25 protein-coding genes are annotated in these 23662 nt (G+C 58.9%); 6 read left to right on the top strand and 19 right to left on the bottom strand.

Going from position 1 to position 23662, the window contains the following annotated elements; translation table 11 throughout:
- Nucleotide 1 precedes the first annotated feature (1 nt).
- The 3 genes from F8N80_RS03800 to F8N80_RS03790 are packed head-to-tail and all read right to left on the bottom strand — an operon-like array spanning nt 2 to nt 1631.
- Nucleotides 2-715 (bottom strand): PilW family protein, encoded by a 714-nt coding sequence (locus F8N80_RS03800; protein ID WP_150747768.1) that lies wholly within the window; start codon nt 713-715, stop codon nt 2-4.
- Nucleotides 712-1161, bottom strand: a complete 450-nt coding sequence (pilV, locus tag F8N80_RS03795; RefSeq protein WP_150783235.1) for a type IV pilus modification protein PilV — start codon at nt 1159-1161, stop codon at nt 712-714. Before pilV ends, F8N80_RS03800 begins: the two co-directional genes overlap by 4 nt.
- On the bottom strand, nt 1158-1631 hold the full coding sequence (locus tag F8N80_RS03790) for a GspH/FimT family pseudopilin (RefSeq protein WP_150747770.1): 474 nt from the start codon (nt 1629-1631) through the stop codon (nt 1158-1160). Before F8N80_RS03790 ends, pilV begins: the two co-directional genes overlap by 4 nt.
- Before the next feature lie 130 nt (nt 1632-1761).
- Here F8N80_RS03790 and F8N80_RS03785 point away from each other — a divergent pair, with 130 nt between their 5' ends.
- Nucleotides 1762-2304 carry a GspH/FimT family pseudopilin gene (locus F8N80_RS03785; RefSeq protein WP_150783234.1) on the top strand — a complete coding sequence of 181 codons (543 nt, stop codon included), beginning with the start codon at nt 1762-1764 and terminating at the stop codon, nt 2302-2304.
- Here the strand turns inward: F8N80_RS03785 and ispH are convergent.
- The 6 genes from ispH to murJ form a co-directional block, all read right to left on the bottom strand.
- A complete protein-coding gene (gene ispH / locus F8N80_RS03780) occupies nt 2281-3228 on the bottom strand; it encodes a 4-hydroxy-3-methylbut-2-enyl diphosphate reductase (RefSeq protein WP_150747772.1) in 948 nt (315 codons plus the stop codon). The two genes, F8N80_RS03785 and ispH, sit on opposite strands and share 24 nt — an antisense overlap.
- Before the next feature lie 191 nt (nt 3229-3419).
- Nucleotides 3420-3872 carry an FKBP-type peptidyl-prolyl cis-trans isomerase gene (gene fkpB, locus F8N80_RS03775; protein ID WP_150747773.1) on the bottom strand — a complete coding sequence of 151 codons (453 nt, stop codon included), beginning with the start codon at nt 3870-3872 and terminating at the stop codon, nt 3420-3422.
- The gene (gene lspA / locus F8N80_RS03770) at nt 3865-4377 is read right to left on the bottom strand and encodes a signal peptidase II (protein WP_150747774.1); all 513 of its coding nucleotides are present in this window, start codon (nt 4375-4377) and stop codon (nt 3865-3867) included. Before lspA ends, fkpB begins: the two co-directional genes overlap by 8 nt.
- Nucleotides 4370-7201: an isoleucine--tRNA ligase gene (gene ileS, locus F8N80_RS03765; protein ID WP_150747775.1), complete on the bottom strand. Its 2832-nt coding sequence runs from the start codon at nt 7199-7201 to the stop codon at nt 4370-4372. Before ileS ends, lspA begins: the two co-directional genes overlap by 8 nt.
- Nucleotides 7202-8152 carry a bifunctional riboflavin kinase/FAD synthetase gene (gene ribF / locus F8N80_RS03760; protein ID WP_064675819.1) on the bottom strand — a complete coding sequence of 317 codons (951 nt, stop codon included), beginning with the start codon at nt 8150-8152 and terminating at the stop codon, nt 7202-7204.
- 129 nt (nt 8153-8281) lie between these two features.
- Nucleotides 8282-9820 (bottom strand): murein biosynthesis integral membrane protein MurJ, encoded by a 1539-nt coding sequence (murJ, locus tag F8N80_RS03755; protein ID WP_150783233.1) that lies wholly within the window; start codon nt 9818-9820, stop codon nt 8282-8284.
- 252 nt (nt 9821-10072) lie between these two features.
- Between murJ and rpsT the strand changes: the two genes are divergently transcribed.
- Nucleotides 10073-10351: a 30S ribosomal protein S20 gene (gene rpsT / locus F8N80_RS03745; RefSeq protein ID WP_008154937.1), complete on the top strand. Its 279-nt coding sequence runs from the start codon at nt 10073-10075 to the stop codon at nt 10349-10351.
- Nucleotides 10352-10538: 187 nt separating this feature from the next.
- On the opposite strand, the gene F8N80_RS03740 is transcribed toward rpsT, so the two are convergent.
- The 5 genes from F8N80_RS03740 to rplU all read right to left on the bottom strand — a co-directional run bounded on the left by F8N80_RS03740 (nt 10539) and on the right by rplU (nt 14298).
- Nucleotides 10539-11003 (bottom strand): CreA family protein, encoded by a 465-nt coding sequence (locus F8N80_RS03740; protein ID WP_138964186.1) that lies wholly within the window; start codon nt 11001-11003, stop codon nt 10539-10541.
- An 11-nt stretch (nt 11004-11014) separates the two neighbouring features.
- A complete protein-coding gene (gene proB / locus F8N80_RS03735; RefSeq protein WP_150744399.1) occupies nt 11015-12133 on the bottom strand; it encodes a glutamate 5-kinase in 1119 nt (372 codons plus the stop codon).
- A gap of 123 nt (nt 12134-12256) precedes the next feature.
- Complete coding sequence (gene cgtA / locus F8N80_RS03730; RefSeq protein ID WP_150744295.1) at nt 12257-13480, bottom strand: Obg family GTPase CgtA; 1224 nt, start codon at nt 13478-13480, stop codon at nt 12257-12259.
- 193 nt (nt 13481-13673) lie between these two features.
- On the bottom strand, nt 13674-13949 hold the full coding sequence (rpmA, locus tag F8N80_RS03725; protein WP_007943982.1) for a 50S ribosomal protein L27: 276 nt from the start codon (nt 13947-13949) through the stop codon (nt 13674-13676).
- A 34-nt stretch (nt 13950-13983) separates the two neighbouring features.
- Complete coding sequence (gene rplU / locus F8N80_RS03720) at nt 13984-14298, bottom strand: 50S ribosomal protein L21 (protein ID WP_003176051.1); 315 nt, start codon at nt 14296-14298, stop codon at nt 13984-13986.
- A 240-nt stretch (nt 14299-14538) separates the two neighbouring features.
- Between rplU and F8N80_RS03715 the strand changes: the two genes are divergently transcribed.
- From F8N80_RS03715 to F8N80_RS03705, 3 genes are all read left to right on the top strand, one after another.
- Complete coding sequence (locus F8N80_RS03715) at nt 14539-15507, top strand: polyprenyl synthetase family protein (RefSeq protein ID WP_150744296.1); 969 nt, start codon at nt 14539-14541, stop codon at nt 15505-15507.
- 181 nt (nt 15508-15688) lie between these two features.
- Nucleotides 15689-16030 (top strand): zinc ribbon domain-containing protein YjdM, encoded by a 342-nt coding sequence (locus F8N80_RS03710; RefSeq protein WP_064675813.1) that lies wholly within the window; start codon nt 15689-15691, stop codon nt 16028-16030.
- A 248-nt stretch (nt 16031-16278) separates the two neighbouring features.
- The gene (locus F8N80_RS03705; RefSeq protein ID WP_150744297.1) at nt 16279-16536 is read left to right on the top strand and encodes a PA4570 family protein; all 258 of its coding nucleotides are present in this window, start codon (nt 16279-16281) and stop codon (nt 16534-16536) included.
- A gap of 142 nt (nt 16537-16678) precedes the next feature.
- Here the strand turns inward: F8N80_RS03705 and F8N80_RS03700 are convergent, their stop codons facing one another.
- From F8N80_RS03700 to F8N80_RS03690, 3 genes are all read right to left on the bottom strand, one after another.
- Nucleotides 16679-17296 carry an FKBP-type peptidyl-prolyl cis-trans isomerase gene (locus F8N80_RS03700; RefSeq protein WP_150744298.1) on the bottom strand — a complete coding sequence of 206 codons (618 nt, stop codon included), beginning with the start codon at nt 17294-17296 and terminating at the stop codon, nt 16679-16681.
- A 130-nt stretch (nt 17297-17426) separates the two neighbouring features.
- Nucleotides 17427-17729 carry a DUF6482 family protein gene (locus F8N80_RS03695; protein WP_150744299.1) on the bottom strand — a complete coding sequence of 101 codons (303 nt, stop codon included), beginning with the start codon at nt 17727-17729 and terminating at the stop codon, nt 17427-17429.
- Nucleotides 17730-17860: 131 nt separating this feature from the next.
- The gene (locus F8N80_RS03690) at nt 17861-18349 is read right to left on the bottom strand and encodes a TIGR00645 family protein (RefSeq protein ID WP_150744300.1); all 489 of its coding nucleotides are present in this window, start codon (nt 18347-18349) and stop codon (nt 17861-17863) included.
- 160 nt (nt 18350-18509) lie between these two features.
- Between F8N80_RS03690 and F8N80_RS03685 the strand changes: the two genes are divergently transcribed.
- On the top strand, nt 18510-20330 hold the full coding sequence (locus F8N80_RS03685; protein ID WP_150744301.1) for a hypothetical protein: 1821 nt from the start codon (nt 18510-18512) through the stop codon (nt 20328-20330).
- A 5-nt stretch (nt 20331-20335) separates the two neighbouring features.
- Here F8N80_RS03685 and F8N80_RS03680 read toward each other — a convergent pair whose 3' ends face one another.
- Both F8N80_RS03680 and F8N80_RS03675 read right to left on the bottom strand, forming a co-directional pair.
- Nucleotides 20336-20674 carry a PA4575 family protein gene (locus tag F8N80_RS03680; RefSeq protein WP_150744302.1) on the bottom strand — a complete coding sequence of 113 codons (339 nt, stop codon included), beginning with the start codon at nt 20672-20674 and terminating at the stop codon, nt 20336-20338.
- A gap of 337 nt (nt 20675-21011) precedes the next feature.
- Nucleotides 21012-23450: a Lon protease family protein gene (locus tag F8N80_RS03675; RefSeq protein WP_150783232.1), complete on the bottom strand. Its 2439-nt coding sequence runs from the start codon at nt 23448-23450 to the stop codon at nt 21012-21014.
- Nucleotides 23451-23662 lie beyond the last annotated feature (212 nt).

The following is a 23662-nucleotide window of genomic DNA, read 5'->3' as shown; positions in this document are numbered from 1 at the left end:
CTCATTGCAATCGGTTGCGCAAAGCGGCAACTACGTTGAAGGTTTGATCGCGCACCCGAGCGTCCGGGTCTCTAAGGGTCAACGTCAAGCGGACGCTGCGGATTCGCGCGGGGTCCGACGGGTTGCTGCTGTAGCTGGAAGCGGCCACGTCAGTGGCCGAACTGGCGAGGCCGAAGCTCACATTGAAGGCACTGACGTTGTCGACCAGCACCGCCTGAGTTGGCGTACCGGGGCCGACACCCAACGTCAATTGGTTGTTTTTAAGGCTGTAGATCAGCCGCCGGATCGGAAACGCCAGCTGTCCCGATGCCGGCGATCGTGCGCCGGCATAAGCCGTCGCCGTGTTTCTACAGTCCGAAACCACCGTCCACACGGGCGTCCCGCCACTGCCGCCCACATCGGCAGTCACCAGGGTCAGTTTGAGGTTGGCATTGTCCCAACTGATCGGTGTTGCCTGGCTGGCATTGAAGTCGCCGGCCGAACTGGCGTCGGTGATCGTCCCCAGGCAACCGAACATCCCCACCATGCGAATTTCCTGAATCATCTTGCTCAGCACGAATCGTGCGTCTTCCTGCATATTGGCCGAGGCGTTCTGGCTGACGTAGGTGTTCTTGGCGGCGATAAAAACCTGCGCCACGCCCAGCACCACCACCAGACTCAACACCAGGGCGATCAGCAATTCGATCAGGCCGAAACCTCTGCTGGCTTTATTCATGGCGTCGACACCGGGTCGACGGTGGCGCGACTGGTCAGCACATAGCTGCGCCGCGAATTGGCGGTATTGGCCGCACGTGAGTCGTCCCAAGTGATGGTGAGGGTGTACACCCGCTGATTGAGCGTGACGCTGCCTGTCGCGGTGGCGCCAAGGGCGCTGACAATGTTGGAGGTGAAGTCGTAGAGATCCTGATCCCGGGCGACGCTCAGGTTGCCCGAGGTCGGTGGCGTGACGGTGTAATCGGCAGCGGAGTTGGCGCGGATGCGGTCCATCAGGTCATAGGCGATAAAACTGGCCTGGCTGGTCATCCGCGAGCTGTCCGTGTATTTCAGCGCATTGAGCTGAATCGCCGCCGCCCCCAACAGACCGACGCTCAAAACCAGCAACGCCACCAAGACCTCGATCAGCGTCATGCCCTCCTGTGCACGCCTGCTCCATCCCCTCATCCGCAACTTCCACCCAATAGAATTCGTCCATTCAAACACACATTCAGCGTCCTGCTTTGCGCCCCCAGCACGTAACCGATCACTACCGCCGTGGAGGATCCCGACAACCCCCCAAGGTTGTTGAAATCGATGGCTGTCACGCCTGAGGTTAGCGTCAGAGTCGCGCCGCTGCTCATTGCCGGAACAACCCGCAATACAATGGGCGGATTGACAGTAGCGTCGTAAACAGCCAAATCCCCGGTCCAGACGCTGCCGCTTGCGGTCGGACGAAGCCGGGTGGTAATGCCCCGGTCCATGGCTTCCAGTCTGGCGAAATTCAGAGCGCGCCGCAGATCACCCATTTCGGTGTCGGCCTTGGTACTTTGCACCGAACGGGTAAATGCCGGGACAGCCAACGTGATCAGGATCAGAAAAACCGCGAGCGCGACCAGCAACTCGATCAGCGTGAAACCTTTTGTACGATGATCCATCGTTGCTCTCCATAGCCGTCGGCTATACCTGCTTCTACACGCCAGAACATTCGACCGGCAGATGTACCGGTTGATTTGCCATTACTCGCGCAAGGATCGCGCGAAGTTCCACTCCAGGGAGGGAGTTGTCATGCGTCAGCTCGGTTTCAGCCTGATCGAACTGCTTATGGGACTGACGATTACGGGGATTGTTCTGTCATTGGTCAGTCCGGCGTTAGCGGCACTCACCGAGGCGAACCATCGCGAAGAGGCGGCGAATTCGCTGGTCGCCGGCCTGCGCAGCGCCAGAAGCGAAGCGATCACGCGTAGCCAGACCGTCATGATCCACGCCATCAACGGCGACTGGAGCCAAGGCTGGCGGATTATCGTGGATGTGAACGGCAAAGGGTACGAGGACAGCAGCAATCCATTGCTGGTCGAGCGCCATAGTGGCACTCGAGTGCCGATTATCGGCAATCGATATGTCAGGACTTCCATACGTTTCAGCAATCTGGGCGAACCGCTGCACGGTGGCTTTCAAGCGGGAACATTGCATGTTTGCGCGGCCCGCGAACCGGTAAGCCACCACCAGGTGGTGCTGGCCTCGAACGGTCGCGTCAGCCTGCGCAGTACAAAAACTGAACAGGCATTGTGCGCGGGAGAAGAAGACTCAGAGCAAGGAGCGGACGCGTAATTCCTTGGGCATGGAGAACGTGATGTTCTCCTCGCGACCCGCCAGTTCATCGGCCCCGGTAGCGCCCCAGGCCTGCAACTGCTGGATCACGCCACGCACCAGGACTTCCGGTGCGGAGGCGCCAGCGGTGATGCCGATGCGCTCGACTCCGTCGAACCAGCTCTTTTGCAAGTCTTCGGCGCCGTCGATCAGGTAAGCCGGAGTCGCCATGCGTTCGGCAAGCTCACGCAGGCGATTGGAGTTGGAGCTGTTCGGGCTGCCGACCACCAATACCACATCGCACTCGTCGGCCAGTTGCTTGACCGCGTCCTGACGGTTTTGCGTGGCGTAGCAGATGTCGTCCTTGCGCGGACCGCCGATCGCCGGGAAGCGCGCGCGCAGGGCGTCGATGACGCGACTGGTGTCATCCATGGACAGTGTGGTCTGGGTCACGAACGCCAGTTTTTCGGGATTGTTCACTTGCAACGCAGCGACGTCTTTTTCGTCTTCGACCAGGTAGATCGCGCCACCATTGCTACCATCGTACTGGCCCATGGTGCCTTCGACTTCCGGGTGACCGGCGTGGCCGATGAGGATGCATTCACGGCCGTCGCGGCTGTAGCGCGCGACCTCGATGTGCACCTTGGTCACCAGCGGGCAAGTGGCGTCGAATACCTTCAGGCCACGGCCGGCAGCTTCGGTACGCACAGCCTGGGAAACACCGTGGGCACTGAAGATCACGATGACGTCGTCCGGCACCTGATCCAGTTCTTCAACGAAGATCGCGCCGCGAGCACGCAGGTCTTCGACGACGAATTTGTTGTGGACCACTTCGTGACGCACATAGATCGGCGGCCCGAAGACTTCCAGGGCGCGGTTGACGATTTCGATCGCCCGGTCCACGCCGGCGCAGAAGCCACGGGGGTTGGCGAGTTTGATTTGCATGCTGTGCCTCGTGTCTTGCGCGCAAGAAATAGAAATGCCCTGCTGTCGGCCATACACAAGGCTCAAAAACAGCGAGGATTTAATGTGGGAGCGGGCTTGCTCGCGAAAGCGGTGTATCAGATGACATCAATAGTGAATGTCAGTCAGCATTCGCGAGCAAGCCCGCTCCCACATTGGATCTGCGTAGTTGCTTACAGCGATGTGACGCTGATGATCTCGACGTCAAAGGTCAATGCCTTGCCAGCCAGCGGATGGTTGAAGTCGATGGTCACTTGCTCGTCATCGAATTCCTTTACCACACCCGGCAGCTCAGTATTGGCCGCATCGTTGAAGATCACCAGCAAACCCGGTGACAGTTCCATGTCCTTGAACTGCGAGCGCGGGATGATCTGTACGTTTTGCGGGTTGGGCTGGCCAAAAGCGTTTTCCGGCGCAATCGTCAGCGTACGCTTGTCGCCGGCCTTGAAGCCGAACAGCGCCGCTTCGAAACCTGGCAACAGATTACCGTCGCCGACCTTGAAGGTCGCCGGGGCTTTGTCGAAGGTGCTGTCGACGGTGTCGCCGTTCTCCAGGCGCAGTGCAAAGTGCAAGGTGACTTCCGTGTTCTGGCGGATGCGTTGCTCAGCCAATACCTGTTCAGTCATGAACGGTTTCTCCGGTTTTCTTGGTTTTGAACATATCCAGGGCCAGCATGACAGCACCTACAGTAATCGCACTGTCGGCGAAGTTGAACGCCGGGAAGTGCCACTGGTTCTGCCAATGGACCAGGATGAAATCGATCACATGGCCATAAGCAATACGGTCATACAGGTTGCCCAACGCGCCACCCAGCACCAGCGCCAACGCAATGGCCAGCCAGGTTTCGTTGCGGCCAAGGCGTTTGAGCCAGACCACCAGCACCGCACTGACCACAATCGCGATCAATGCGAACAGCCAGCGCTGCCAGCCGGAACTGTCGGCCAGGAAACTGAACGCCGCGCCCGTGTTGTAGGCCAGGGTCCAACTGAACAGATCGGGGATCACCACGATCTGCTGGAACATTTCGAGCTTGCCTTCGAAGTAGAACTTGCTGGCCTGGTCGATGACCAGGACCAGCAAACTCAACCAGAGCCAGCTCAGCCGTCCGAAACGGCCAGCCGCATTAGGCATAGTGACGAACCTCGCCAGCGCCGCTGATGTTGTCGACGCAACGACCGCAGATTTGCGGATGCTCCGGGTTCACGCCGACGTCTTCACGGCAGTGCCAGCAACGGGCGCACTTGGCGTGGCTCGACTTGACCACCTGCAGCTTCAAACCGCTGACTTCGGTGACCACGGCATCGGCTGGCGCCTGCACGAACGGTGCAACTGTCGCAGTCGAGGTGATCAGCACGAAGCGCAATTCGTTGCTCAGCTTGGCCAGGTCGGCGCTCAGCGCGTCTTCAGCGAATAGCGTCACTTCGGCTTGCAGGTTGCCACCGACGGCCTTGGCCGCGCGCTGGATTTCCATTTCCTTGTTGACCGCGACCTTCACCGCCATGATCCGCTCCCAGTAGGCACGGTCCAGCTCGACGCCTTCCGGCAGCTCGCTCAGGCCTTCGTACCAGGTGTTGAGCATCACAGACTCGTTGCGCTCGCCCGGCAGGTACTGCCACAGCTCGTCGGCGGTGAACGCGAGGATCGGCGCGATCCAGCGCACCAGCGCCTCGGAGATGTGATACAGCGCGGTTTGCGCCGAACGGCGGGCTTTGCTGTTGGCGCCAGTGGTGTACTGGCGGTCCTTGATGATGTCGAGGTAGAAACCGCCCAGCTCCTGCACGCAGAAATTGTGGATCTTGGAGTAGACGTTCCAGAAGCGGTATTCACCGTAGTGCTCTTGCAACTCGCGTTGCAGCAGCAGGGTGCGGTCCACGGCCCAACGGTCCAGCGCCAGCATTTCTTCGGCCGGCAGGATGTCGGTGGCCGGGTTGAAACCGGTCAGGTTCGAAAGCAGGAAGCGCGCGGTGTTACGGATACGCCGGTAGGCGTCCGCACTGCGTTGCAGAATCTGCTCGGAAACCGCAATTTCGCCCGAGTAATCGGTAGAAGCCACCCACAGACGCATGATGTCGGCGCCCAGGGTGTCATTGACCTTTTGCGGCGCGATCACGTTGCCCAGGGATTTGGACATCTTGCGGCCGGACTCATCGACGGTGAAGCCGTGAGTCAGCAGTTCGCGATATGGCGCGTGGTTGTCGATGGCGCAACCGGTCAGCAACGACGAGTGGAACCAGCCACGGTGCTGGTCCGAACCTTCCAGGTACAGGTCGGCGCGTGGACCGGTCTCGTGGCCCATCGAGTGCGAACCGCGCAGGACGTGCCAGTGCGTGGTGCCCGAGTCGAACCAGACGTCGAGGGTGTCGCTGATCTTGTCGTATTGCGGTGCTTCGTCACCGAGCAACTCGGCGGCGTCCATCTTGAACCAGGCTTCGATGCCTTCGACTTCGACGCGCTGGGCGACGATTTCCATCAGTTCGACGGTGCGTGGGTGCAGTTCGCCACTTTCCTTGTTCAGGAAAAACGGGATCGGCACGCCCCAGTTGCGCTGACGGGAGATGCACCAATCAGGACGGTTGGCGATCATCGAGTGCAGACGCGCCTGGCCCCAGGCCGGAACGAACTTGGTCTCTTCGATGGCTTTGATCGCCCGCTTGCGCAGGGTTTCGCCGGTCGCAGGCTCTTTGTCCATGCCGATGAACCACTGCGCGGTGGCGCGGTAGATCAGCGGAGTCTTGTGACGCCAGCAGTGCATGTAGCTGTGTTCGATGGTGGTGGTGTGCAGCAGCGCACCGACTTCGGTCAGCTTGTCGACGATAGCCGGGTTGGCCTTCCAGATGAACTGGCCACCGAAGAACTCCAGCGATGTCGCGTACACGCCATTGCTTTGCACCGGATTGAGGATGTCGTCGTTGACCATGCCATAGGCTTTGCAGGTCACGAAGTCGTCTACGCCGTAGGCTGGCGAGGAGTGAACCACGCCGGTGCCCGCGCCCAGTTCGACGTATTCAGCCAGGTAAACCGGCGACAGTCGATCGTAGAACGGGTGACGGAAATCGATCAGTTCCAGTTCTTTACCGGTGGTGGTCGCAATGACCGAGCCTTCCAGGCTGTAGCGGGCAAGGCACGACTCGACCAGCTCTTCAGCCAGCACCAGCAGTTTGTCGCCGACGTCGACCAGTGCGTAGTTGAATTCCGGGTGAACGTTCAACGCCTGGTTGGCCGGGATGGTCCACGGGGTGGTGGTCCAGATCACGATCGAGGCCGGTTTGCCCAGCGATGGCAGACCGAACGCGGCAGCCAGTTTGGCTTCGTCAGCGATCGGGAAGGCCACGTCGATGGTCGCGGATTTTTTGTTCTCGTACTCGACTTCCGCTTCAGCCAGGGCCGAACCGCAGTCAAAGCACCAGTTCACAGGCTTGAGGCCCTTGAACACGAAGCCACCCTTGACAATTTCCGCCAGGGCACGGATTTCACCGGCCTCGTTCTTGAAGTCCATGGTCTTGTACGGGTTGGCAAAGTCGCCCAACACGCCCAGACGGATGAATTCGGACTTCTGGCCTTCGATCTGCTCGGTGGCATAGGCACGGCATAGCTCGCGGGTCTTGTCCGCGCCCAGGTTCTTGCCGTGGGTCACTTCGACTTTGTGCTCGATCGGCAGACCGTGGCAGTCCCAGCCCGGAACATACGGCGCGTCGAAACCCGACAGGGTTTTCGAGCGGATGATCATGTCCTTGAGAATCTTGTTCAGTGCATGACCGATGTGGATCGTGCCGTTGGCGTACGGAGGACCGTCGTGCAGGACGAACTTCGGACGATCCTTGCCAATCTCGCGCAACTTACCGTACAGGCCAATGCTGTCCCAGCGCTGCAGAATCTGCGGTTCGCGCTGAGGCAGGCCGGCCTTCATCGGGAAGGCGGTGTCCGGAAGGTTTAGCGTGGCTTTATAGTCGGTCATTTAAGGCTCTTCATTAGCGATTGGCGCTAGGTGCGACAGGGCACGGGCGGCGGCAACATCCGCATTGATCGCCGTCTTAAGCGCCTCCAGAGAGGCGAAACGCTGCTCTTCACGCAGCTTGTGGTGGAAAACCACCGTCAAACGCCGGTCATACAGATCGCCGGCAAAATCTAAAAGATGCACTTCAAGGTGGGCTTTGCCATCACCCTGGACCGTGGGCCGCACGCCGATATTGGCGACGCCTGGCCAGGTCTTGCCGTCGATGTCGACGTTGACCAGGTAAACCCCGGTCAACGGCACGCGACGACGCTTGAGTTGTATGTTGGCCGTGGGCGTACCCAACTGGCGGGCCAGCTTCTGGCCGTGCAAGACCCGTCCGGCAATCCGGAACGGGCGACCGAGCAGTTGCTCGGCCAAGGCAAAATCGGCAGCGGCCAAGGCATTGCGGACCTGGGTGCTGCTGACCCGAATGCCGTCCAGTTCGACCGTTTGCGCGGCTTCGACGGTAAAGCCTTGCAGGACGCCGGCCTGCTGCAGGAAAACGAAATCCCCTACCCGGTCACAGCCGAACCGGAAGTCATCACCGACCTCCAGATGCTGGACGCCAAGGCCGTCCACCAGGATGGTATCGACGAATTCGCTGGCGCTGAGCTTGCTCAGGCGCTGGTTGAACGCCAGGCATAAAACCCGGTCGACACCTTCCAGGGCCAGCAGCTGCAATTTGTCTCGCAGGCGGGCCAGGCGGGCGGGTGCCGTGTCCGGGGCGAAGAATTCTCGCGGCTGCGGCTCGAAAATCACCACGCAGCTGGGCACGCCCAACTCGAGCGCACGCTCACGCAGCCTCGCCAGGATTGCCTGGTGACCACGGTGAACACCGTCAAAGTTGCCAATAGTGGCGACACAGCCCCGATGCTGGGGGCGCAGGTTGTGGAGGCCTCGAACCAGCTGCATAACGCGCTTCTTGCTCATAAAGTGGTCGATTATAACCACACACGGCGGCCGACGACAGGCAACACCGTAACCCAAAGTGATCGAACCGACAAAACCGCCGGCTCGCCCGTGTTTATCGAGGTCGAAACCTCAGCTCAGCGCCTTGCGATTGAAGTCGCGCAAACGGAAGCCCATCAACAGCAACATACCGAAATACGCTACCACGCCAGCCGCCACCAGCGCGCCCAGACGCAGGAATCGTTCGAGCATGTGCCCCTGGTCCCAGGCCGGCATGAAATGCATCGCGCCCAGCAAGACCGCGGACATCACCAGCACCGCGACCACCAGTTTAACCCCGAATTTCGCCCAGCCAGGCTGCGGCTGGTACATCTGCTGCTTGCGAAGTTGATAGAACAACAGGCCGGCGTTGAGGCAGGCGCCGGCACTGATGGCCAGGGCCAGGCCGGCGTGGGCCAGCGGACCGATCAGCACCAGGTTGAACAATTGGGTGCATACCAGAGTAAAAATCGCGATTTTTACCGGGGTGCGGATGTTTTGTTGCGCATAAAAGCCCGGCGCCAACACTTTGATCACGATAATCCCCAGCAGACCGACCGAATAGGCGACCAGTGCACGCTGAGTCATGGCAGCATCAAATGCACTGAACTGTCCGTACTGGAACAGTGAAACCGTCAGCGGCTCAGCCAGAATCCCCAGCGCCAGCGAGCACGGTAACACCAGCATGAAGCACAGGCGCAGACCCCAATCGAGGATTCGTGAATATTCGTGGCGATCCTTGCTGGCGTAGGACTTGGCCAGGGTCGGCAGCAAGATCGTGCCCAATGCCACGCCCAGCACACCGGACGGCAATTCCATCAAGCGGTCGGCGTAATACATCCAGGACACGGAGCCGGCGACCAGAAAGGAGGCAAAGATGGTGTTGATGATCAGCGAAATCTGGCTCACCGAAACGCCGAGAATCGCCGGCGCCATCTGCTTCAAAACCCGCCAGACCCCGCTGTCGCGCAGGTTCAGGCGCGGGAGTACCAGCATGCCGATCTTTTTCAGGTGCGGCAGCTGGTAGAGCAATTGCGCCAGACCACCGACCAGTACCGCCCAACCCAGGGCCATGACCGGCGGATCGAAGTACGGCGTCAGGAACACCGCAAAGATAATCATGCTGACGTTGAGCAGTGTTGGCACAAAGGCCGGCACCGAGAAGCGGTTATACGTATTGAGGATCGCACCGGCCAATGAAGACAGGGAGATCAGCAATATGTAAGGGAACGTCACCCGCAGCAGGCTCACGGTCAGCTCGAATTTTTCCGGGGTATCGGTGAAACCCGGCGCAGTCGCCCAGATGACCCACGGCGCAGCAATCATGCCCAGCGCGGTGACCAGCGCCAGCACCAGCGTCAGCAGGCCGCAGACATAGGCGATAAAGGTTCGCGTCGCCTCCTCGCCCTTCTGGCTTTTGTATTCCGCCAGAATCGGCACGAAAGCCTGGGAAAACGCCCCCTCGGCGAAGATCCTGCGCAGCAGATTGGGCAATTTGAAGGCAATAAAGAAGGCGTCGGTCGCCATCCCCGCACCAAATGCCCGCGCGATTAGAGTGTCCCTGACGAACCCCAGAACCCGGGAAATCATCGTGATAGAGCTGACGGCGGCCAACGATTTGAGCAGATTCATTGAAAGAGTTTGTGCCTGTCGATAAACAGCAGGCGAACAAAGCGCCCACTTATGCGATACTCCGCGCCGCAGCAGCACAGAGCCAAAGCTCGCGAGTTTACAGGTCAAGCGCCGGAAATAAATATCCCGCCTCTTTATACCTACCACTTAGCGGAACGTCTCAACCGCCCTTGACAAGACATCAACTCATCGGCATGATTCGCGGCCTATTTTGTTTGCTATTTCCTAAAAAGTCTTTCGAGGAGCTCGACGGTGGCCAACACACCTTCCGCCAAAAAACGTGCAAAACAGGCTGAGAAGCGTCGCAGCCACAACGCCAGCCTGCGTTCCATGGTTCGTACCTACATCAAGAATGTAGTTAAGGCCATTGACGCAAAAGACGCTGAAAAAGCTCAAGCTGCTTACGTTCTGGCCGTGCCAGTTATCGACCGTATGGCCGATAAAGGCATCATCCACAAGAACAAGGCCGCTCGTCATAAGAGCCGTCTGAACGGTCACGTCAAGGCTCTGAACCTTGCTGTTGCCGCATAAGCGATAAGCTTGTTAAAAAACCGACCTCCGGGTCGGTTTTTTATTGCCTGCGATTTAATGATCGCACCGCAAAAAAAAATGTGGGAGCGGGCTTGCTCGCGAATGCGGTGTGTCAGCCGGCAAAAATATCGCCTGACACACCGCATTCGCGAGCAAGCCCGCTCCCACATTTTGGATCTTCGTCAGCTTATTGAACGTGTGCCCACGGCAGGATCGGTATCGCCGTCACCGCATTCTGCGGACTGCCTTCGATCAAACGATCGCTGTAGACCAGATAAACCAATGTATTGCGCTTCTTGTCGAGGAAGCGCACCACCTGCATGGTCTTGAACACCAGCGACGTGCGCTCCTTGAACACCTCGTCGCCATCCTTCAGCTCACCCTTGAAGCTGATCGGCCCGACCTGACGACAAGCGATAGACGCCTCGGCGCGATCTTCAGCCAAGCCTAGACCACCCTTCACCCCGCCCGTCTTGGCCCGGGACAGGTAGCAGGTCACGCCCTCCACTTTCGGATCGTCAAATGCCTCGACGACGATACGATCATTCGGGCCGACGAACTTGAACACCGTCGACACCTGACCGATCTCCTCGGCCGAGGCCAGCAGCGGCATCGCCAACAGCAGACCCAACCATCCTTTTGCCACGCGCATTCAGTATTCCTTCAGACCAGGATCAGGTTATCGCGGTGAACCAGTTCCGGCTCCGCCATGTACCCCAACAGACCGACAATCGCCTCAGACGACTGACCGATGATTTTTTGTGCCTCCAGCGCGCTGTAGTTGGCCAGGCCACGGGCGATTTCACGACCGTCCGGCGCGACGCAGACCACCATTTCGCCACGACGGAAGCTGCCCTGGACCAACTTGACGCCCACCGGCAGCAAACTTTTGTTGCCCTGGGACAAGGCCGTCACCGCACCAGCATCCAGCACCAGCGTGCCGCGGGTTTGCAGGTGCCCGGCCAGCCATTGCTTGCGCGCTGCCAACAAGCCGCGCTCAGGCGACAGCAAGGTGCCGATGCGCTCCCCCGCCTTGAGGCGATCAAGCACGCGCTCAATACGCCCGCCAACGATGATGGTATGCGCGCCGGAACGAGCCGCCAGCCGCGCAGCACGCAACTTGGTCTGCATGCCGCCACGCCCCAGCGCTCCACCCGTACCGCCAGCCACTGCATCCAGCGCCGGATCATCCGCGCGCGCCTCGTAAATCAGGTTGGCGTCAGGGTTATTACGCGGATCGGCGTCGAACATGCCATCGCGATCCGTGAGAATCACCAACAAATCGGCCTCGACCAGGTTGGCCACCAGCGCCGCGAGCGTGTCGTTGTCGCCGAAACGTATTTCATCGGTAACCACGGTGTCGTTCTCATTGATCACCGGGATAACCTTCAGCTCAACCAGCGCACGCAAGGTGCTGCGGGCGTTCAGGTAACGCTTGCGGTCAGACAAGTCATCGTGTGTCAGGAGAATCTGTGCGGTATGCCGGCCATGCTCGGCAAAGCTCGACTCCCAGGCCTGCACCAGGCCCATCTGGCCGATGGCAGCAGCCGCCTGAAGCTCGTGCATCGCACTGGGTCGCACAGTCCAGCCCAGGCGACTCATCCCGGCCGCCACCGCCCCGGAGGACACCAGCACCAGCTCGACGCCAGCCTCATGCAAAGCTACCATCTGCTCGACCCAAACACCCATTGCCGCGCGATCCAGGCCCTTGCCGTCCGCCGTCAGCAACGCACTGCCGATCTTCACGACCCAACGCTGCGCACCTGTCACCTTGCTCCGCATCATCTTCAACCTTAGCTTGAGGACAGCGCGACCCAGCGCTGCCCATAACGTTATTCGTGACTTCCGATTTCCAGATACTAAAACGCCGCTCCAGTGAGCGGCGTTTTAGTTTATCGCAACGAATCAGTCACGCACGTAAATGATTTCCGGACCGTCTTCGTCATCCACATCTTCTTCGTCCCAATCATCGTCGCCGATGTCATGGACCGACTTCACGCCACTGCGGCGCAGGGCACGCTGGTCATCCAGGGCCTGCAACTGGGCACGAGCCTCGTCTTCGATGCGCTGATCGAGATCCGCCAGCTCTTCCTTGTAGGCGGGGTCGTTGGCCAGGCGATCGGCACGATCTTCCATGTAGCGCATGATGTCGTGGCACAGACGCTCGGTACCGAGCTTGGAGATGGCCGAGATCACGTAGACCGGACCGGTCCATTCCAGGCGATCGACGATCTCCTTGACGCGCTCATCGTGCTCTTCTTCAAGAATCTGGTCGCACTTGTTCAGCACCAACCAGCGATCACGCTCCGCCAGGGACGGGCTGAACTTGGTCAGTTCGCTGACGATCACTTCAGCCGCATCCGGGGCGCTGGCGTCATCGAGTGGCGCCATGTCCACGAGGTGCAGCAGCAAACGGGTACGCGACAAGTGCTTGAGGAAGCGAATCCCCAGGCCCGCGCCATCGGAAGCGCCTTCGATCAGACCCGGAATGTCGGCGACCACGAAGCTCTTCCAGCGGTCGACGCTGACCACGCCCAGGTTCGGCACCAACGTGGTGAACGGGTAGTCGGCGACTTTCGGCTTGGCGGCCGACACCGAACGAATGAAGGTACTTTTGCCCGCATTCGGCAAGCCCAGCAGGCCGACGTCAGCCAACACCTTCATTTCCAGCTTCAGATCACGCGCCTCACCCGGCTTGCCCGGAGTGGTCTGACGCGGAGCACGGTTGGTACTGGACTTGAATCGGGTGTTACCCAGACCATGCCAGCCGCCGTGAGCAACCAACAAACGCTGGCCGGCTTTGGTCAGGTCACCAATCACTTCCTGAGTAGCGGAGTCGATGACGGTGGTGCCGACCGGAACACGCAGTACCAGCTCTTCACCTTTCTTGCCGGTGCAGTCGGTGCTGCCGCCGTTGGAACCGCGCTCGGCATCGAAGTGCCGGGTGTAACGGTAGTCCACCAGGGTGTTGAGGTTTTCGTCGGCGATCATGTAGACCGAGCCGCCATCACCGCCATCACCGCCGTTCGGGCCACCGTTTTCAATGAATTTTTCGCGACGGAAGCTCATGCAACCGTTGCCGCCGTCACCGGCCTTTACTCGAATCGATACTTCATCAACAAACTTCATAACAAAACGCCTCTCGTCATACGGACGAGCCGAAAAAACCTAGACATAAGACTCTTGCAAAAATGAGCGCAGCGACCTCAATCAGCGACCGCAAATCCAGCGCTGGAGCCCATTACAAACAGCTTTGCAAGAGACTCACCCCACAAACGAAAAAGCCCCGTCGCGAGACAGGGCTTTTCCAGCAACCACGTAATTATGCCGCGACGACGTCAGTCTTCGGGACAATGCTTACGTAACGGCGATTGAAAGCGCCTTTTACTTCGAACTTGATCACGCCGTCGATTTTAGCGAACAGAGTGTGATCTTTACCCATGCCAACACCGTAACCGGCGTGGAATTGGGTGCCGCGCTGACGCACGATGATGTTGCCCGGAATGATAACCTGGCCGCCATACATCTTCACGCCAAGGCGTTTGGCTTCTGAGTCGCGACCGTTACGGGTACTACCACCAGCTTTTTTGTGTGCCATGAGTCAATTCTCCTAGTGAGGAATTAGGCTGAAATTAAGCCTGAATACCGGTGATTTTGATCTCGGTGTACCACTGGCGGTGGCCCATACGCTTCATGTGGTGCTTACGACGACGGAACTTGATGATGCGGACTTTATCGTGACGACCTTGGGAGATCACTTCAGCCACAACGGTAGCGCCAGCAACAACTGGAGCGCCGATGTTCACGTCATCGCCATTGGCGACCAACAGAACGCGATCAAAAGTAACGGATTCGCCGGTAGCGATTTCCAGTTTTTCGATCTTCAGGTATTCACCTGGGGCGACCTTGTATTGCTTGCCACCAGTAACAATTACTGCGTACGACATGGTATTTCTCCGATAATCCTGCTCACCCAGCTCTTTATAAGAAGAGGTATTGGCTGGCATGGCTGCATAAGGCTGGAAGGCCTGTTTGCAATTGCGTAAGGCAGGTGCTGCCCAGGAAGTTCAGGGTGCGCGATTGTACGCAAGCTGCCGGGGCGATGCAAGAGGCCGTCCATCGTGCCTTGACACCCGCCGACGTGGGTCCTAGCATGCCGCGCAACCCTTCTGGAGCAACTGTCTCTGATGCAACCCCAAGCTTTCTACCGCGCGGTGGCGGACGATTTCAAAGCCGTCGACGGCATCATCAAGAAGCAGCTGACTTCCCGAGTGCCGCTGGTGTCGAAGATCGGCGACTACATTACCTCGGCCGGCGGTAAACGCCTGCGCCCGTTATTGGTGTTGCTGTGTGGCAAGGCCCTGGGTCGCGAAGGCGATGACATGCGCCTGCTGGCCGCGACCATCGAGTTCCTGCACACCGCTACCCTGCTGCATGACGACGTGGTCGACATGTCCGGCATGCGTCGAGGCCGCTCGACCGCCAACGCCATGTGGGGCAACGCTCCGAGCGTGTTGGTCGGCGACTTCCTGTATTCGCGCTCCTTCGAAATGATGGTCGAACTGGGCTCCATGCCGGTGATGAAAATCCTTTCGCAAGCCACGCGGATCATCGCAGAAGGCGAAGTGTTGCAGCTGTCGAAGGTCCGTGACGCCAGCACCACCGAAGAAACCTACATGGAAGTCATCCGCGGCAAGACGGCGATGCTCTTCGAAGCCTCGACCCACAGTGCCGCGGCCCTGGCCGGTGCCACACCGGAACAGAGTGAAGCGCTGCGTACCTTCGGCGATCACCTGGGTGTCGCCTTCCAATTGGTCGATGACCTGCTGGACTATAAAGGGGACGCGCAGACCCTCGGCAAGAACGTCGGTGACGATCTGGCCGAAGGCAAGCCGACCCTGCCGCTGATCTACACCATGCGTGAAGGTACGCCGGAGCAGGCAGCACTGGTGCGCAAGGCGATCCAGAAAGGCGGCATTGAAGACCTGGAGAGCATTCGCGAAGCGGTGGAAGCTTCCGGCTCGCTGGATTACACCGCGCAGCTGGCCCGCGACTACGTGGCCCGTGCGATCAAGTGCCTCGATGCGCTGCCGGCCAGCGAATACCGCGATGCATTGGTCGAGCTAAGTGAATTTGCAGTAGCCCGCACTCACTGACTAACGCGCGCCCTGTAGGAGCGAGGCTTGCCCGCGAATGCGAACTACCAGTCGACACCAATGTGACTGATACACCGCATTCGCGGGCAAGCCTCGCTCCTACAAATCATGTGTCGCCCCTCCCCCGTATAAACCCTATACAATGTGCGCTTTTTAGCGATCCTGAATCCAAGGAGCTTTAGTGAGCACGTTGCCACCCTGCCCGAAATGCAATTCCGAATACACCTACGAAGACGGCGCGCAGCTGATCTGCCCCGAGTGCGCCCACGAGTGGTCCGCTGGCGGCGAAGCTGAAGCAGCGTCCGATGACACCGTGAAAAAGGATTCGGTCGGCAACGTCCTCCAGGATGGCGACACCATCACCGTGATCAAGGACCTCAAGGTCAAGGGCACGTCGCTGGTGGTCAAGGTCGGCACCAAGGTCAAGAACATCCGCCTGTGCGATGGCGATCACGACATCGACTGCAAGATCGACGGCATCGGCCCGATGAAACTCAAATCCGAGTTCGTCAGAAAAGTCTGATCCTGCTGTATTACCATCCCGCGCCCTGCGTGGGATGGCGCTTCGCCCTCCTCGCTTCAAGATCGTAGGAGCCGGCTTGCTGGCGAATGGCATCCACCCGGTTTCAAGTCTGAACCCTGTCGCCAGCAAGCCAGCTCCTACAGGTTACGTACTCTTCACCCGGGAAAAAGCACAAACCGCCAATAGGCCCTTGCTATTTAATGAATAAGAATTATTCTCATTGAAGCCTTTCAATGGAGATGAGAACCATGACTTATTTGATCGACGCCTGGCTGGACCGCCCACACCCTTATCTCAGGATCCTGCATCGGGAAACCGGGGACGTGTGTGCAGTGCTTGAAGAAGAAGCCCTGAACGAGCTGCAGGATCAGGGTGACCTGGACGTCAATGGCTTGAGTTCCAGCGAGCCGGTGGTGCTCAAGGAACTGGTGCGCAATCTGTTTCTGTTCTGCTATGCCCGGGCGTTGCGCCCGACGAGCGATCTGCAGCACAAGATCGAAGTATGAGTAATGTGAAAAAACCCTGTAGGAGCGAAGCTTGCTCGCGATGCAGACGACTCGGTTTGCGCTTGAAACCGAGTTGATGCCTTCGCGGGCAAGCCTCGCTCCTACAGGATCACGCCGATCGCAAAATCACAGGATCACAGGATCACAGAACGTCGAGCAGTTCGACGTCGAATACCAGTACGCTGTGCGGCGCAATGCTGCCAACGCCTTGAGCGCCGTAAGCCAACTCGCTCGGCACGTACAGACGCCATTTGCTGCCGGCGTTCATCAGTTGCAGGGCTTCGGTCCAGCCTGCGATCACGCCGCCAACCGGGAATTCAGCAGGCTCGCCACGATCGTAGGAGCTGTCGAACACAGTGCCGTCGATCAGCGTGCCGTGGTAGTGGGTGCGTACGGTGTCTTCACGGGATGGCTTGGCGCCTTCGCCTGCGGTCAACACTTCAAATTGCAGGCCGGAAGCCAGGGTAGTGATGCCATCACGCTTGGCGTTTTCAGCCAGGAAGGCCAGGCCTTCGCCTGCCGCTGCTTCAGCCTTGGCTGCCGCTTCGGCTTGCATGATTTCGCGGATGACTTTAAAGCTGGCGGACATTTCTTCCTGACCCACACGGCTTGGCTTGTCGGCGAAAGCGTCGGTCAGACCCGCCAGGATCGCGTCCAGGCTGACGCCCGGTGGTGGGTTGTCGCGCAGCTGGTCGCCCAGCTGACGGCCAATACCGTAGCTGACGCGGGTTTCGTCGGTGGACAGATTTACTTCGGACATGACACTGCTCCGCTGTGCGGACGGCCCGGGAACTTGCCGTGCTTGCACAGCGCGTCCCGGAGCGCCCGGAACCAAAAGGGCCAGCAGACTAGCACAGATGCCATCGTGTTGATCAGGGGGGTCAGTGCTGCTACGCAGTTCGGGAGGCCATGGGGAGCTTCAGGCTTTCTTCCGAACTGGCACCGAGTCCGCACATTTCGTCATGCACCGAGGTGTGCACAAGGTTGAATGGCAAGCGGGGAAAGGCGTGTAGCACTTCACGGGCATGCTCGACCGAGCGCAGATGAAGTGCCTTGCCGTGGGCATCGCTCAGGGGATAGGCCGCGCCGTGCATGCGCGCTTCCAGCAGATAGATCCCCCCTTCCATCGAGATCAGGTTGAGTTCATCGACTTTACCGGCGATGGCATAGGCATTCAATTCTTGCAGGTTCATGAACACACCTCACACTGTGGCGACCCAGGTTTCTTACATGCATAGGCTTCGACGCTTCAAAGCACAAGCCACAAACGATACCGCCCGTCTGTTTCGCAACGGACGGGCGGTATGGAATGCAAAAAAACCGATCAGTGCTTGGTCAGCTTGTCCAGGTAACCCATGGCAAACGCCGAGATCACGAAGGTCATGTGAATGATCACATACCACATCAAATGCTCGGGATCGATGTTCTGTGCATCCATGAAGATCCGCAGCAGGTGAATGGAGGAAATCGCCACGATGGAGGCCGCCACTTTCATCTTCAACGAAGACGAATCCATGGTGCCCAGCCAGTTGAGTTTCTCCTTGTTGTCATCGATGTCGAGTTGGGAAACGAAGTTCTCGTACCCGGAAATCATCACCATCACCAGCAATCCGCCCACCAGCGCCATATCGATCAGCGACAGCAGCACCAGAATCAGTTCCGATTCGACCATCGAGAATACGTTGGGGATGACGTGAAACACTTCCTGGAAGAATTTCAGCGCCAGAGCCAACAGCCCAAGAGACAGGCCGAAGTAGATCGGCGCCAGCAGCCAGCGAGAGGCATACATTGCATTTTCGATAAAGCGTTCCATTGAATCTCACAGGTAGGCTGGAAATGGCCGCGAGTATACCAGCCACCCGTTACACCCAGAAACAACCGAAAAATCCGTAACCTGCGCGTGTGTGACAAGGTTTTTCTGCTAGTGTCCCAACCATTGACAGCTTAGTGACATCGGACAGGAAGACGGGAAAATGGATGTGCGATTGCCTTTAACGAGCGCCGGAATTTGCCTGGCCCTGCTGATGAGTGGCTGCTCACCCAGCGATGCCAAGAACCCGGTCAGCCTCGAGGAAAAGACGGCGCAGTTCGAGAAGTCTCTGGATGCGATTCAGGACCCGAAACTCAAGGATGCCGTGGCCGAACTCGGCGGTTCACTGTTGTTGCTCGAGCGTGCTCAGCTCAAGCTTGAGAGCAAACCTGTGGAAACCGAATACGACGAAGACGTCCTCGCCGTGCTCAAGCACTACCCTACGCCACAGGATCTGGTCGATACCTACATCAACGGCCTGTTCGTGCTGCACAAAGACTCCAGCTCCGACTACCTGACCGATCTGCAGCCGGTGTTCCCCTTCAACTTCAACATTCCGGCCGCGTTTCTCTTTCCCCATGGCCTGGAATGGCAGTCGGTGACCCTGAGCAACAAGCGCGTCATCCCGTTCCAGCCGGAATGGTCGGAAACCGATCCCGGCATTCAGCTGAGTCCGTCGAGCGCCAACCTGACCAACCCCGATGACCTGACGGTAACCTACCCTTTCATTGATGGCCTGGACGTCGAAAACAAGAACCAGCCACAACCGGTGAGTCTGCAGGGCAAAGTGGAAGTCATCGCGCCGCGGCGGCTCTACAGCTTCGACCTGACGAACAAGGACGTGGGTCAGACCCGTACCAACGACAACCTCAGCGTCACCCTGCTGAAGATGGAAAACAACTACGCCGAAGTCGAATTCAGCAACAGCGCGCCCCTGGCCGCCGAGCTCAGCGATACCGCGTTGAACCCGTTGATCGTCCAGGCCAAAGACCGCACCGGGCAATTCCTCTCGCGTTCAGGGTCGATCAATGAAACCGCTGCGCAAATAGCCTTCTATCAAAAGCAACTGGCAAATATGCAACAGCAGAAAGCCTGGAGCGAGACTTTCGAAAAACAGCTCGATGAAGCGCAACGCACCTTTGAGCAGCAACAGAAACAGCGTTACTCCAAGGTGTACTTCAACGGTCCGATCGAGACGCTCGAAGTCAGCGTGCTGGATTTTTCCGCTGCCACGGTGACCCGCAGGGACCTGAACTTGCCGGTACGCCGCTTCGACCAGCACACCACGGCAAAATCCATCCAGCCGTTGACGTTGCCGGTGGTGGTGTACGACGACCAGGCCCCGACCTGGCTCCAGGGGGCGACGCTGGGCGAGGAACAACTGAAAAAAAGTGTCAGCATCCGTCAGTCAGTCGATGATCCGAGTGCCGCACGCATTGAGTTCGATCATCCCAGAAGCTTCAATGACGAGCTGCTCGGCACCGCTTTGAACGCCGGCAAAAGCCCGGTCACTTTCTTTACCGAAGACGCCAGTGGTAAACGCGATGGGCCGATCGAATTGCCGCCACAGGCGTTCCAGGTCGACCCCCCGCGCGGCACTATCACCTATGACCTGAACCTGTTTCCGGAAACACCGGCCTACGCGGTCGGCTCCTTTCCCCTGTTCATGGCCACCGTCGACAAGAAAACCATTGATGCCCACCAATTACCCAAAGGACTGAAGATCAAAGGCAACGCACTGGTGGTTGACTCGAAATCGTTCCCCGCCCAGGACTGGCGTTTTTTCGCCAGGGATGGCAGCGGCCATTACCTGAAGGAGATCCTGTCGGTCAGTCACGAGGCGAGCGCAGAAGGCCCGGCAATATTCGCTGTGCATTACTTCTACGGCCAGCCCACCCAACTGGAAACCTACCAGCGAACTGACCTCGTCACCGTGCAATATGGTTTCGAGGTCAAACTCGACAGGGCTGACCTTGCCCCATGATTATCTCAGTGATCGGGCCGGAACTCGAAGCCGAGATTGCGCGAACGGCCACCATTGATTTCCCGCAGCTGGGCTTGCAGGTGCAGGCACCAGATCTGTGGGTCATCAGCCAGCTGGTAGCCATGCAGGGTCAGGCTTTCAACAATGGTGTCGAGGATCGACTCAGCCACGAAAGGGCCATGGAACGGGCCCTGGGCTTTGATGGCTGAAGGTTGTTCGCCGGCCATTCCGGCGGCGAAAAGCAAGGTCCACATGCCCGTATCCCCCGCCAATGGGCGGATCGAACACTCGATACGGGTCACGAGACCCAGGCATTGACGTGTAAGGCAGAGGTTGCGCGACATGGCGGCGACCCTCGGTAGATCCGGTATTCAGCCCCCACGGGAAGGCTGTCTCGATCCTGTGATTACTGTCGATATCCTTGAGCTGATAATAGAAGAAAAGTCTGACTGGCACGTCAAGTAAGACCAGAAGGCGCCGAATGGTCATTGTGTGAATATTGACGTCAGAGTGATGGCACCTGTTCAGGATTCACCCAATACAAATGTGGGAGCGGCGGTGCGACGATTCGACTTGCTCGCGAAGGCGGCGTGTCAGACAACATAAATGTTGAATGTCAGACCGTCTTCGCGAGCAAGCCCGCTCCCACATTAGTGGATCGATGCGCCCCTCAGAACTGTCTCAGGCCGGTTTGGCTTCGACCAGTGCTTCCTGTGCAGCCTCCTTCTCGGCCTCCTTGAGGTCTTCCTCGCTGATCATTTCCGCGATCACCCGCAAGCGTTCCACCACCCGCGCGTTAACGCTGCCTTCAGGGAATTCGCCATTCTCGTCCGGCGCACCCGCCGGTTCACCGACCAACAGGCTCAGCGCCTCGTCGGCCTGGCGTACCGCGTAGACATGAAACTGCCCCGCGCGCACCGCGGCCAGCACCTTCTCGTCGAGCATCAGCGTGGCAACGTTCGCCTGCGGAATGATCGCGCCCTGCTCACCGGTCAATCCACGGGCTTCGCAAAGTCGGAAGAAGCCTTCGATTTTTTCGTTGACCCCGCCCACCGCCTGCACTTCACCGAACTGGTTGATCGAGCCGGTAATCGCAAAGCACTGCTTGAGCGGGGTTTTCGACAAGGCCGAGATCAGGGTGCAGGCCTCGCCCAGCGATGCACTGTCGCCATCGACGTAACCGTAGGATTGCTCCAGGGCGATACTCGCGGAAATCGCCAGGGGGAATTCCTGGGCGTAACGGCTGCCCAGATACCCGGTGAGGATCATCACGCCTTTGGAGTGAATCGGCTGGCCGAGGTTGACCTCGCGCTCGATGTCGACGATGCCGCTGCCACCGGGATATACCGTGGCGGAAATCCGCGCCGGCACACCGAAGGCCGAGTCACCCACTTCCAGTACTGTCAGCCCGTTGCACTTGCCGACGGCTGCACCGTCCGTGTCGATGAGGATGATTCCGGCCAGCATGTCATCGAGAATCCGCGCCGAAACGCGCCCGGTGCGGGTGGCCTTGGCTTTGAGTGCACGCTCGATGTGCCCGGCGTCGGTCATCTCGTCAGCCGCCAGGTGGCGAATGAAATCCGCCTCGCTGACCAGTTGGAACAAATCACCGATCCGTGCCGACAAACGCCCCTGGTGTTCGGCCAGGCGCGCGCTGTAGGTCGCCAGACGCGCCACCGCATCGGCGGTCAGCGGCGCCATGCCTTCTTCGGAGGTGCGGGTTTTCAGCAATTGGGCGAACTGCTCCAGGCTTTCGTCGACCATCGGGATGTCTTCGTCGAAATCCACCAGGACGCGGAACATCTCCTGGAAGTCCGGATCGAGGTCTTGTAGCGTGTAATACAGCTGGCGAGCACCGATGATGACAACTTTGACCTGCAACGGAATGTGTTGCGGTGTCAGGGTAACGGTGGCGAAACGGCCCATCTCGCCCAGCGGCGATTCCATTTTCAATTTGCGCGATTGCAGGGCGCGTTTAAGCGCATCCCACACGAACGGCTCGCTGAGCATTTTGTCCGCTTCAAGAATCAGGAAGCCGCCGTTGGCGCGGTGCAGCGCACCCGGACGCAACTGGCGATACGTGGTGTAGAGCGCGCCCTGATCGGTGGTGTATTCAATGCGGCCGAACAGGTTTTCGTAAGTCGGGTGCGGCTCGAAGACCACTGGCGCACCGCCGCTGAACGGATGACCGACCACCAGGCTCGGGGCGTATTGCTCTTCCAGCAACTTGCGCGCGACGGCGTCGGGCTTGCTGTCATCCACCAGTTGCTCGACAACGGTCTTGAGCAGGTACACCTGCATTGCTTGCAGGTAGCCGCAAACGCCGGCGTTTTCCGCGTACTTTTCCGACAGCGGCGCGAGCAGTGGCTGCAAGGCCAGGGTGATGGTTTCTTCGTTGAGCTGACGCATTTGATTGCTCGACTCGCGTTTCCACTGCGGCAGGCTGGCGAGTTCTTCGTTCAGCCGCTCTTCCAGCCACGAAATGTCGTCGTGGAAACGCTCGCGATCGGCTTCCGGCAACTGGGCGAATTCCGCCTCGTCCACCGCCTTGCCTTCAAACATCGGGGTGAACGCGATGTTGCTGCTGTCACGATACAACGCGACGTCTTTCTCGAGTGCCAGGCGCTCGATCACGTCCAATGCCTTGTCGTAGCGCTGATTGAAGGCGCGATCGATGGCGCTTTTCTTCTGCTGGTACGACGGGTGTTCGAACACGGCCGGGAAAGTCGCCAGCAGGTTATCGATCAGACCGTTGATGTCATCGATGAAGGCACCGGCGGTGCCTGAGGGCAATTCCAGGGCGCGAGGCTCGCGAGGATCGTCGAAATTGTTGACGTAGACCCAGTCCGCCGGGGTCTGCAGGCGTTTGCCTTCGGCCTTCAGATAGCGTTTGACGAACGAGAACCGGCCAGTGCCGGGCTCGCCCATGACGAATACGTTGTAACCGGGGCGTGGCATGGCCACACCGAACTGCAAGGCTTCGACCGCACGTTCCTGGCCAAGCACACCGCGAAAGGGCTCCAGATCATTGGTGGTAGAGAAGCTGAACTGTTCAGCGGAAAACGGACGGGTCAGCGCTTCGGGCGCTAGACGCAAGCTGGCAGCAACAGGATCAGGCATCGGGCTTCCTTACATCAGGCGGGGCAGATAGCGGCATTCTGGCGCTGCCCATGGTTCACTTGCAAGGCGCGCCGCAAGCCAAAGCATAGTCAAAGTGACATCTCCAGGCGGGCCGGGTCTAAATCAATGTTTCCAATGAATGTATTGCAAAAAATCACGGAACCCCTGGAACGTGCCTAAACTCCAAACTGCGCGGCTGGAACAATAACCGG

Source organism: Pseudomonas fluorescens (genome assembly GCF_902497995.1).
Lineage (GTDB): Bacteria > Pseudomonadota > Gammaproteobacteria > Pseudomonadales > Pseudomonadaceae > Aquipseudomonas > Aquipseudomonas fluorescens_BK.
Note: the sequence above shows the minus strand (reverse complement) of the source record. Positions and strands in the feature narration are given on the sequence as shown.

Coding starts and splice junctions, on each gene's coding strand:
- F8N80_RS03800 (WP_150747768.1), bottom strand. CDS start 715: ATGAATAAAGCCAGCAGAGGTTTCGGCCTGATCGAATTGCTGATCGCC.
- pilV (WP_150783235.1), bottom strand. CDS start 1,161: ATGAGGGGATGGAGCAGGCGTGCACAGGAGGGCATGACGCTGATCGAG.
- F8N80_RS03790 (WP_150747770.1), bottom strand. CDS start 1,631: ATGGATCATCGTACAAAAGGTTTCACGCTGATCGAGTTGCTGGTCGCG.
- F8N80_RS03785 (WP_150783234.1), top strand. CDS start 1,762: ATGCGTCAGCTCGGTTTCAGCCTGATCGAACTGCTTATGGGACTGACG.
- ispH (WP_150747772.1), bottom strand. CDS start 3,228: ATGCAAATCAAACTCGCCAACCCCCGTGGCTTCTGCGCCGGCGTGGAC.
- fkpB (WP_150747773.1), bottom strand. CDS start 3,872: ATGACTGAACAGGTATTGGCTGAGCAACGCATCCGCCAGAACACGGAA.
- lspA (WP_150747774.1), bottom strand. CDS start 4,377: ATGCCTAATGCGGCTGGCCGTTTCGGACGGCTGAGCTGGCTCTGGTTG.
- ileS (WP_150747775.1), bottom strand. CDS start 7,201: ATGACCGACTATAAAGCCACGCTAAACCTTCCGGACACCGCCTTCCCG.
- ribF (WP_064675819.1), bottom strand. CDS start 8,152: ATGCAGCTGGTTCGAGGCCTCCACAACCTGCGCCCCCAGCATCGGGGC.
- murJ (WP_150783233.1), bottom strand. CDS start 9,820: ATGAATCTGCTCAAATCGTTGGCCGCCGTCAGCTCTATCACGATGATT.
- F8N80_RS03740 (WP_138964186.1), bottom strand. CDS start 11,003: ATGCGCGTGGCAAAAGGATGGTTGGGTCTGCTGTTGGCGATGCCGCTG.
- proB (WP_150744399.1), bottom strand. CDS start 12,133: ATGCGGAGCAAGGTGACAGGTGCGCAGCGTTGGGTCGTGAAGATCGGC.
- cgtA (WP_150744295.1), bottom strand. CDS start 13,480: ATGAAGTTTGTTGATGAAGTATCGATTCGAGTAAAGGCCGGTGACGGC.
- rpmA (WP_007943982.1), bottom strand. CDS start 13,949: ATGGCACACAAAAAAGCTGGTGGTAGTACCCGTAACGGTCGCGACTCA.
- rplU (WP_003176051.1), bottom strand. CDS start 14,298: ATGTCGTACGCAGTAATTGTTACTGGTGGCAAGCAATACAAGGTCGCC.
- F8N80_RS03715 (WP_150744296.1), top strand. CDS start 14,539: ATGCAACCCCAAGCTTTCTACCGCGCGGTGGCGGACGATTTCAAAGCC.
- F8N80_RS03705 (WP_150744297.1), top strand. CDS start 16,279: ATGACTTATTTGATCGACGCCTGGCTGGACCGCCCACACCCTTATCTC.
- F8N80_RS03700 (WP_150744298.1), bottom strand. CDS start 17,296: ATGTCCGAAGTAAATCTGTCCACCGACGAAACCCGCGTCAGCTACGGT.
- F8N80_RS03695 (WP_150744299.1), bottom strand. CDS start 17,729: ATGAACCTGCAAGAATTGAATGCCTATGCCATCGCCGGTAAAGTCGAT.
- F8N80_RS03690 (WP_150744300.1), bottom strand. CDS start 18,349: ATGGAACGCTTTATCGAAAATGCAATGTATGCCTCTCGCTGGCTGCTG.
- F8N80_RS03685 (WP_150744301.1), top strand. CDS start 18,510: ATGGATGTGCGATTGCCTTTAACGAGCGCCGGAATTTGCCTGGCCCTG.
- F8N80_RS03680 (WP_150744302.1), bottom strand. CDS start 20,674: ATGTCGCGCAACCTCTGCCTTACACGTCAATGCCTGGGTCTCGTGACC.
- F8N80_RS03675 (WP_150783232.1), bottom strand. CDS start 23,450: ATGCCTGATCCTGTTGCTGCCAGCTTGCGTCTAGCGCCCGAAGCGCTG.